General features: G+C 62.3%; 8 protein-coding genes. 5 read left to right on the top strand and 3 right to left on the bottom strand.

Annotated elements, in window-relative coordinates:
* From VF515_05055 to VF515_05040, 4 genes are all read left to right on the top strand, one after another.
* The coding region (locus tag VF515_05055; protein ID HEX7407004.1) for a DEAD/DEAH box helicase at positions 1-1083 on the top strand (1083 nt) is incomplete at its 5' end.
* A gap of 116 nt (positions 1084-1199) precedes the next feature.
* Complete coding sequence (locus VF515_05050; GenBank protein HEX7407003.1) at positions 1200-1460, top strand: sulfatase-like hydrolase/transferase; 261 nt, start codon at positions 1200-1202, stop codon at positions 1458-1460.
* Positions 1412-2302, top strand: a complete 891-nt coding sequence (locus VF515_05045) for a sulfatase-like hydrolase/transferase (GenBank protein HEX7407002.1) — start codon at positions 1412-1414, stop codon at positions 2300-2302. Before VF515_05050 ends, VF515_05045 begins: the two co-directional genes overlap by 49 nt.
* Positions 2303-2566: 264 nt before the next feature.
* Positions 2567-4534, top strand: coding sequence for an IS1634 family transposase (locus tag VF515_05040; protein HEX7407001.1), 1968 nt, complete (start codon positions 2567-2569; stop codon positions 4532-4534).
* 461 nt (positions 4535-4995) lie between these two features.
* Here the strand turns inward: VF515_05040 and VF515_05035 are convergent, their stop codons facing one another.
* Complete coding sequence (locus VF515_05035; GenBank protein ID HEX7407000.1) at positions 4996-5652, bottom strand: methyltransferase domain-containing protein; 657 nt, start codon at positions 5650-5652, stop codon at positions 4996-4998.
* Positions 5653-6386: 734 nt separating this feature from the next.
* On the opposite strand from VF515_05035, the gene VF515_05030 reads away from it, so the two are divergent.
* Positions 6387-6539: a hypothetical protein gene (locus VF515_05030; GenBank protein HEX7406999.1), complete on the top strand. Its 153-nt coding sequence runs from the start codon at positions 6387-6389 to the stop codon at positions 6537-6539.
* A gap of 1 nt (position 6540) precedes the next feature.
* Here the strand turns inward: VF515_05030 and VF515_05025 are convergent, their stop codons facing one another.
* Together VF515_05025 and VF515_05020 are read right to left on the bottom strand one after the other, a co-directional pair.
* Positions 6541-6864, bottom strand: a complete 324-nt coding sequence (locus VF515_05025; protein ID HEX7406998.1) for an AbrB/MazE/SpoVT family DNA-binding domain-containing protein — start codon at positions 6862-6864, stop codon at positions 6541-6543.
* Positions 6865-6926: 62 nt separating this feature from the next.
* Entirely contained in the window at positions 6927-7307 is a 381-nt protein-coding gene (locus VF515_05020; protein ID HEX7406997.1) for a tyrosine-type recombinase/integrase, read from the bottom strand.
* Positions 7308-7741 lie beyond the last annotated feature (434 nt).

Raw genomic sequence — 7741 nt, 5'->3', positions numbered from 1 at the left:
GCGGTGCACACGCCGATCACCGCCGCCGCCGTCTACGGCGGCATCGCGATGGCGCCGCAGGAGCACGCCTTCCGCAGTGGGGTGGACGTGCTCATCGCCACGCCCGGCCGGCTCCTCGATCACTTCCGGGCGCCGTATGCGAAGCTCAGCGGGCTCGAGCATCTGGTGCTCGACGAGGCCGACCGCATGCTCGACATGGGCTTCCTCCCGGACATCCGCCGCATTCTGCGCCACGTGCCGGCACGCCGGCAGACGCTCTTCTTCAGCGCCACCATGCCGGCGCCGATCGCCACACTCGCACAGGAGATGCTGCACAACCCGGCCACCGTCAACCTCGGGCGTCAGGCGGCGCCGGCAGTGGGCATCACGCAGGCGGTGTATCCGGTCGCGCAGGAGCTCAAGGCGGCGCTGTTGGTCACGCTCCTCGAACGCGGCGAGATGCGCGACGCACTGGTCTTCACCCGCACCAAGCACCGCGCCAACCGGCTGGCCGAACACTTGGTCCGCCACGGCATCAAGGCCGAGCGCATCCACGGCAACCGCTCGCAGCCGCAACGCACCGCGGCGCTCGCCGGGTTCAAGGCGGGGAAGTACCGCGTCCTCGTCGCCACCGACATCGCCGCCCGCGGCATCGACGTGGAGGAACTTGGCCACGTCGTGAACTTTGATGTGCCGCCGGTGCCCGATGACTACATCCATCGCGTCGGCCGCACCGCGCGCGCCGAGGCCACCGGCGACGCGTTCACGTTTGTCTCGCCGCAAGAGCAGGGGGACCTGGATCAGATCGAGCGCGCGATCGGCAAGCGGTTACCGCGCGTCACCGTCCCCGACTTCGATTACAACGCGCGGCCAGCGGCCCGCCTCGAGGTCCCGTTGACCGAGCGCATCGCAGCCATCCGCAGCCGCAAAGCCGGGGAACGGGAGCGCGCCAGAGGTAATGTCGAACGCCGCGCCGCCCGGCCGGCGACAGGACCGGCGCGCAGCACGCCCCAATCTGGACCGAAGCCCGGCGCACCAGAGACCCCCGGCCGCGACCGCGACGACGGCGGACGCCGATCAGGGAGACGCCGGCGGCGCGGGTGATCGGGGAGCCGAAGCAGAGGGCCGGGTCTATAGTCTCACACTTATTCTTTGCCAGCGAAATTTCATTCGCGCACCGCGTCAATCTCGCGCTCACGAGAATCGCGACGCGGTTGGGCATGTCGGACTTCCACGATTCATTCGTCAATGGCCTGCCGGACTCCGAGATTACCATTGCCGAAGCGCTGAAGGTCGCCGGCTACAGCACCGGCATGGTGGGCAAATGGCATCTGGGCGATTACTCTCACGATCGGAAATACCTCCCGACGCGACACGGTTTCGATTTCTACGAGGGGATTCCCCACTCCAACGACGAGTTCCCGGTCGCCTACTGGCGCAACGAAGAGCAAGTCACGTCGGCCTGGATCAGGAGCACCTGACGGCGGATTTCACCAAGGCTGCGATCCAGTTCATCGAGGCCAACAAGGACAGGCCCTTCTTCCTCTACGTCGCCGAAAAGGACGTGCATGTTCCCTTCTTCCCGTCCAAGGATTTCAAGGGCAAGTCGGCTGCGGGACCCTTCGGCGACGCCACCGAGGAACTGGACGGCAGCGTCGGCGAGATCATCAAGGCGTTGGAATCGCGCGGCCTGCGCGAGAACACTTTGGTCGTGTTCACCAGCGACAACGGCGCCTGGTTCGACGGCAGCACGCAGGGGTTGCGGGGCCGCAAGGGAATGCCATTCGAGGGCGGGCGGCGCGTGCCGATGATCGCCTCCTGGCCGGGCACGTTGCCCGCGGGCGCGCGGGTGGACGCCGCCGCGATGAACATCGATTTCTTCCCGACGTTGCTCGGGCTGGCCGGGCTGGACCTGCCGGCGGATCGCATCATCGATGGACGCGACATCTGGGATTTGATGACGGGACGCGTAACCGCCAGTCCCCACGATGCCCTGTTCTTCTTCCACGACAAGGTGATCGACGGCGTGCGCTCGGGGCCCTGGAAGTACTACCGCTACGTCAACCGCTATTACTGGCCGGTGCCGTTCGACAAGCCGAGCACGCTCACCGGAAAGCGGGCGCAGGGATACACCTACACGGACCCGAAGACAGGTCGGACGATTCATCTGCTGTCGGATTTCCCCATGCTGTACGACTTGCGAATCGATCCGGGCGAATCGTACAACGTCGCCGACCGCCACCCAGACGAGCGCAAGCGCGCACTCAGGTTCATCGAAGACTGGGAGCGCGACTTCTTTGCCAACCCGCGTGGATGGAAGTAGGGCGGTCAGGGGCTCTGGCAGTGAACTGGCAGATTGTCGGGGCGCGCTTTACGTTCAAGGGGTCAAGGGAGAGACGGTGTACGTCGACCATGTCCCGAGTCGCCCAGTTGGGTTAGGCTGAAGTTCCCGCCACTTTTTCGCTGAGGCGTCACCAATAGTGCGAGTTGGACAAGGGTTTCGCGTCCAGGAGGCAGGGTTTCGGCGTGCACAATGTAGTCACTAAAAGCGCTTGACTAGCCACACAGATTACGGTATGAGTCGGGTGTGACAAGACGCGGCACGGTGGTACATGTCGTCACTACTCGACGACGCTACAACGGCAAGGTCTACCAGACCCACCTGCTGCGTCGCAGCTACCGGGAGGGCACGAAGGTCCGCAACGAAACCCTCGCCAACCTCTCGCACCTGTCCGATGCGGTCGTCGAACTGATCCGCCGCGGCCTGCGCGGCGAACAACTGTGTGCCGTGCAGGAGCGCTTCGAGGTCATCGCCTCGCGGCATCACGGGCACGTCGAGGCCGTGCTCACGACGATGAAACGGCTGGGGTTTGAGACGCTGATTGCCTCGCGGCACTGGCGCGAACGCGACCGGGTGATGGCCATGGTCGGGGCGCGCATCCTGGCCCCCCGCAGCAAGCTGGCCGCGACACGCTGGTGGAGCACCACGACGCTGCCCGCCCTCCTGGGCCTGGACGATGCCACCGAGGACGACTGCTACGCGGCCATGGACTGGTTGCTGGAGCGCCAGGGCGTCATCGAGAAGAAACTGGCGGTGCGCCACCTCAAGGACGATGCCCTCGTGCTCTACGACCTGACCTCGAGCTACTTCGAGGGCCTGAGCTGTCCGCTGGCCGCACGTGGGCATGACCGTGACGGCAAACGCGGCAAGTTGCAGGTGAACTACGGACTGCTCACCAACGCGGCGGGGATTCCGGTGTCGGTGTCCGTCTTCAAGGGCAACACCGCGGACTCCACCACGGTGCTCGGGCAGGTGGACAAGCTACGCGAGAAGTTTGGCCTGCACTCGCTGGTCCTGGTCGGCGACCGCGGCATGATCTCGCAAAAACGGATCGACGCGCTACGCGAGGTCGACGGTATGCAGTGGATCACGGCGTTACGTAGCGCGGCGATCCGCGAATTGGTCGAGCCAGGGCATGTCCAGCTCGGGCTGTTCGACCAGCGCAATCTCTTCGAGCTGACGCACCAGGACTATCCCGGCGAACGCCTGGTGGCCTGCCGCAATCCGGAGCTGGCCAAGTCGCGCGCGTACACGCGGCAATCGTTGCTCGCCGCCACCGTGCGCGAACTCGACATCGTGTGCGGCATGGTCAAGCGCGGACGGCTCAAGGGCCAGGACGCCATCGGCATCCGCGTGGGCAAGGTGGTCAACAAGTACAAGGTCGCCAAGCACTTCGTGCTCGAGATTGGCGCCAACGAGTTTCGCTATCGGATCGACGAGGAGAACGTGCGGCGCGAGGCGACGCTGGACGGGATCTACGTCATTCGCACGAGCCTGGCGGCGCGCACGATGTCGGCGCAGGATGCGGTCCGCAGCTACAAGCAACTGAGCAACGTGGAGCGGGCGTTTCGGTGCTACAAGACCATCGATCTGAAGGTACGGCCCATTCATCACCGCACCGAGGATCGCGTGCGCGCGCACATCTTCCTGTGTATGCTGGCCTACTATGTGCAGTGGCACATGATCGACGCCTGGCTGCCGTTGCTGTTCTGTGACGAGGACCAGCAAGCCAAGCAGACGCGCGACCCCGTCGCGCCGGCGACGCGATACGAGAAGGCGCTCGACAAGGTCCATTCCCGGCGGCTCGCGGACGGCAGTGTCGTGCACAGCTTTCGAACGCTGCTCGGCGAACTCACCACCATCGTGCGCAACACCTGTCGCGCTCCTGGCACTGACGGCGCAGCGGCGACCTTCGAAATGATCACGCGCCCGAACCCCAAGCAGTCACGCGCCGCCGAATTGCTTCACCCCCTCCTTCCCGGACCCGCCGTAGCCCATGTTCACCAACAGCCCCACCACGAGTCGTTCGAAGAACTGTGGCGAACTGTTTTTTACCCGGCTCAGGAGGTCCGCTGCCAGTTCACTTCTGATGCGCTGTGGGCGGATTCAAGCAACTCCTCGGGCGTCTCGTGTTCCGCTGCGCCGCTCTCGATTTCACCATCTTCAGTTTCCTTCTTGCGACTCGACGAACGGAACTCCACGAACTCGGGGTAACGCTCAAGTGCCTTGATGTTGATCTGTGGCTGATTCTCTTGGAGGAGCTGCCGCCCCCGATCGGAGATCTGGAAGTGCCCACGACGCGGTGCCGTGAGCACACCCGCCTGCTGCAGGAACGATTTCGCCCAGGCGACCCGATTATCAAATCTCGCCTGTCGTCCACTTGGCAGAAGTTCCGCCCGCTCCTGTTCCGTCAGATGAAACTGTGCTGCAAGCGATTCTCTCGCCTCCGCGATGGAGTGCTCTTTACCATCCGAGGCAAGCTGCAGGAGCGGGAGCATGAGAGTCTGGAAATCGGGGACGCTCATCTTGTCACGGTGTCCCTTGCTGCAGTCCCCCACGGTTTACGAGCGAAGTGTCATATGTCCAAAAGGATTGCCATTCGGCGGGATTTGCCCAGCCGCCTGTAGACAAACGATTAAGCTCACCGTCAGCCATGAAGCGCAGCGGAATAGCCGTCAGGCGGAGCGCTTGCTTAGCTTGCCCACTACTTTTCTTCCTTCTAACGTGAAGGTCTCTAGCCTCAAGAATCCCTTGGGCATTCGCTTTTCGTTTTCCAAATTCCTTAATGCCGCGTCCCTGCTCTGGCTAAGATCGCATCTCGTAACTCTTGTAAACCCGGCTTTGTTTAAGGACGAGCGCAGCGTCTTCTCGTCGTAAATGAACAGGTGCCCCCAATCTCGTACGAAATTGTTAATAACGAACGCATCATCGTAATAAGGTGCACCTTTTATGAAGTTATCTGTAGCCCATTTGACATAGCGTTTCTGCAAATGTGATTTCTTGCCCTTATGGAGGTCGATTAGGAATGATAAATCTGGTGTCGATATTCTAATTGTTCCATGTTCTCTTAGAATACGAAAACATTCAGCCAACATCAGTACGCCCTGGGAGTATGGTATGTGCTCGATCACATGCTCACTAAATACGTAATCGAACGTGTCGTTATCAAGAGGGAACTGATGAGCCGCGTCTAAGCGCAGAATAGTCTCCGAATGCGGGTCGTAGTCTGCATTAAGCCACCCGTCGAGAACGTTGCCACCGCAGCCGATATGCAATTTCCGTATAGCGTTTTGGCTCAAATATCGTTTGACAAGTGGTCGATCATTTCGCATTGATTTGCTCCTTGTGGACCTAACTTTCAATTACTGTAGGCGTATCAATGGAACCACCAAGCCGCGCCAGCGGTCGCTTGCAATGCCGCACCAAAAGTCAGCAAGAAAAGCGTCAGCAGCGTTCGTACACTCTTCACAACATTCGCACGGGACCGAAGCACAGCCGGGCTCGCCAGCCGTTCGATTTTGATAGCCACCGCGAACGGTCGATGGTCTTCCATCTGGAGCGTCCATTCTGCTCGCCCTCATACCACAGCGAACGACTTGGCGTACAGCATGTGTTGCGTTGACACTCCTGCTTGCATAGGAGTCGGTCGCCGGAAGTAGTCATAACCCTACGGCATCCCACGTTAACCCCGCTGTGAGTGGCGCAGTTGCATCACACCCCTGGAGTTCATCGCGTTGCGTGATTACCGGCTCGCGACGAATCCAGCACGTCGCCGGGTTCAAGGACCCGGATGGCAACGGGTCACGGCTTACCGAATTCTGAGTGCTTTGGGGTCGATCGCAAGCGGGGATCAGAGTGCACGAATTGATAGCCCCCATCTTGTTGATACGGCTTCCGGTGGTCGAACTCTCCGCGCCAGATGTCGTCAGGAATTCGCTTTGGGAACGCAATGCACTTTCGGGTGGAGCTGAGCCGGTGAGATTTCATTGTTGGCTACCGTCGTCGCTTGCGGTACGTCGTCGTGGTCCGTCGATCGACGGCGCCGACTCGGACACGACGCGCGACCGTGTCAACGTTGAATAGGATCGCGGTAGTAACCGACGCGGCGGCGGAAGCTATAGCGGTCGTGCTTGGTGAGCCGTTCGAGGTCGCCACCGAACGGGTCGGCGGCCATGGAGAGCAGGGCGGCGTCGACGCGGGCGAAGTCACGCGGCGGTAACCTATCGAGCTGCTTTTGGGCGGGCTTGTCGACGACGACCAGCCAACCGGGCGGCGCGCTCGGATCGGTACTGCTCATAAGGCGTGGTTTCTCCGCGCTTGTCAGCGGCGATGACTCGGTTCAGGGCGCGGACTTCGGCGGCCGTGGGCGTGGCTTCAGGGATCGGCTTGTCGGTGAGCTGCTTCGGCCGGAGCACGATGGTGCCGCGCTCGGCGGTCAGCTCCACGAAGTCGCCGAGCGCAAGGCCGATGGCGTCGCGCACAGGCTTGGGAATGCTCACCTGGTGGTTGCCGGTGAAGCGGGCGATCGCGGTAGGGTTGGACATATGTTTAAAGTACTGTACAACGGTTTAGTCGTCAATCGTCCCCGAGAGCAGGGAGGTTGGCCTCAGATGGTGATGGGCTCGATCTCGCCGAGACTGACCTGGTCGGTGGTCCGGTCGTAGAGCTTCGTCGTGCGCGGAGACTCGTGGGCGGCGATCTGCTGCGCGTGCTCCAATGTGCCGCCGTTCTCCAGGTAGGCGGTGATACCAGTGGCCCGGGACGTGTGGCGGCCGATCCTCGTCTTGATGCCGGCGTCCTTGGCGCGCCGCCGGATCATGCGCCACGCTTCCGACTGCGCCAGCGGTCGCTTCGAGAGCGGTCGCCCCGGCCCAAGGGCGAGCGACCGGAACACCGGCCCCTTGGCGTCGCCGCGGATGCCGGTCGAGTCGAGGTGCGCGTGCCGAATGCAAAAGGGAGAATGCGAGGAGGGGGACTTGAACCCCAAGCGGCGCTTGAAATCACTGAGGAATGTCGCATCGAATGTTGCGCCGTATTGCGCCGTGTTGCGTGAATTGGCCCCCCGGGGGCCAATTGTTTGGAACGCGAGTGGAGAGGAAGGCGTGAGTGGGGTCTAACGATGACCCATACCCGCCTACGGCCCCCGAAACCCGAGACCGTCTCCGGTCGGCGTCGCGTGCCTTGGCGATATAAGGCTGCGTTCGCTCCGAACGCTGGGCGAGGTCCGTCTCCCGCCTGACACGCACCCCTACCACCCTCCTTATTCGCGAGCGAAGTGGTCTTGCGGGGCGACGCTGAAGGGCAAGGAGGAATTATACCCGCGGGCTCAATTGTGGCGGGCGTGGAGTGGAGAGCCCGGCGGATCGTTTGGCGGGCAGTCGTTATGGTGCTATGCCGCGAGGGTCGTCGAGTCTGGAGCCG

It is taken from the genome of Candidatus Binatia bacterium, from assembly GCA_036382395.1.
In the GTDB taxonomy this organism is placed as follows: domain Bacteria; phylum Desulfobacterota; class Binatia; order HRBIN30; family HRBIN30; genus JAGDMS01.
Note: the sequence above shows the minus strand (reverse complement) of the source record. Positions and strands in the feature narration are given on the sequence as shown.